The organism is Moorena sp. SIO4A1 (assembly GCF_010672065.1).
Taxonomy (GTDB): domain Bacteria; phylum Cyanobacteriota; class Cyanobacteriia; order Cyanobacteriales; family Coleofasciculaceae; genus Moorena.
Genome location: NZ_JAAHHX010000479.1, coordinates 1 through 1,798, shown reverse-complemented (window position 1 = coordinate 1,798; position 1,798 = coordinate 1). Strand labels below are relative to the sequence as shown.

Below are 1,798 nucleotides of genomic sequence, written 5' to 3'. Positions count from 1 at the left end.
TCAGGAGGGGGTGAACCGGACTATGGGTAGCCAAGGGGGTTGGCTTGGCTTGAACGGTTTTCCCCGTTGGGGTGGTTTGGTTGTTTTTGGTTTGGCTTGCCCGTTGATTACCCATATGGTTCACCTAGAAAGCAATTATTTTTTTATGTTTAGTTTCAATCTTTTTATTTAACTCAAGTTATACTAAGTTGCGGTCAAAGGTACAACTTTCTCTTCCGCCAATCTCTCCATCTCCCTATCTCCCTATCTCCCTATCTCCCTATCTCCCTATCTCCCTATCCAACTAATCTACTCTCTTTGAATGCAACTCGGTATTAGAAGCGATCGCTATTGAATTCCCAGATCTAAGGTTCACCACCAAACCAGCTGAGGTTCACAAGTATCCATATTTTTCCAGTGCTTTCACCACCTGAGCCACCACTAAAGGACTGAAGGGCTTTTCCTATGACATACCCCGGCTTAGCTGCCTTCATGGCGTGACCTAGCGTGGAAGATGTAGTTAAAAAATCACCAGCCTTGATCGAACCATTTTCCAGGGTAACTTTTGTTAAAACCCTTCCTGCGAGCGCGATGGGCTTAACATCATTGCGAGTCATATCTTCCGTATGACAACCTCCTATGATCAAACCAGCGCTCTTTGCATCTGAAACAACACCTGCAACTTTAGAGTCATAAGCCTTGTTACTTTTTCCCAGCAGCACCCGATCATCTTCTGGTTCAACAATTACAACAACATCGCCAGCTTCGAGACCATCCTCCGACTTCACAGGTGTCATTTCAGCCAGGTCAGAAGCACTGCCAAATCGTAGCGCACCACCAGCCCACAGAGCACCAACTGCTAAATCCTGATAAGTTGCCTGGGTATTAACACTGGTATCAGTTCTGCTCAGATACACCCATGTATTAGCACTGTTGTATCCAGGCCATCTTCCCAATCTCCAGCCACCCACAGTTTGGGAACTATCACCACTGCCAATCCATCCTCCTCTAACGTCCAGTTTAATGGTTGGGTCATTTGTCCCGATGCCAACGTTACCACCGTGTTTAATTACTAAGCGATAATCAGCAATACCAGATTCAACAAAATTTAGGGCATTATTAGGTGCAATATTAATATGCCACTGACCACGACCTGGTTGACCATCTTGCTTAGAAAGATAAAGGTGCCCACCAAAAGTTGATTGATTACCTTCAGTGATCCTTGCTCTGCCCAATACTTCTAGTTTTTCGCGAGGATTAATTGTACCAATTCCGACGTTGCCTTTTACAATCAAATTATTCCTGCTGGGATTGGCATAAAGATAATCGTCGGCAACTAAAATGCTTCCTGCTTTTAATCCTGAAGCACTTTGATGCTGACGAGAATTTATCAGACCCAGATACCTGTTTAAGTCTGATGTTCCTGTCCCTGTATATATTATAGGATTATCATTTACTTCTAGGGTGAGATATCCTCTAACATCCAGCTGTGTTGTGGGAGTAGTCGTGCCAATGCCAACGCTATCATTTACCGTTAGTGAACCAGTAGTCGCACTATCTGTCACACTAAGTTGATTGGTCGCGATCGCACCGTTAACAGTTAGGGTATTATCAATCGTTAACGGCGTGGTCACACTACCTGTTACACTGAGTTGATTAGTGGTGATGCCATTGCTAACAGTTAAATTCTCATCTATGCTCACTGAACCGGTGGTATGCAATCCAGAATTGACTTCCAAATTACCCGATACCTGTAGATTACTACCTACCGATAAGTGATTAGCGGCAAAATCTTGCTCTGGAGCACCATGGATATCTG

At 44.2% G+C, this 1,798-nt stretch carries 1 protein-coding gene; it reads right to left on the bottom strand.

What is annotated here, in order from left to right; translation table 11 throughout:
- Positions 1–344 precede the first annotated feature (344 nt).
- Positions 345–1,798, bottom strand: a 1,454-nt coding sequence (locus F6K53_RS39680) for a hypothetical protein (protein ID WP_293085500.1), incomplete at its 5' end; no start/stop codon positions are given.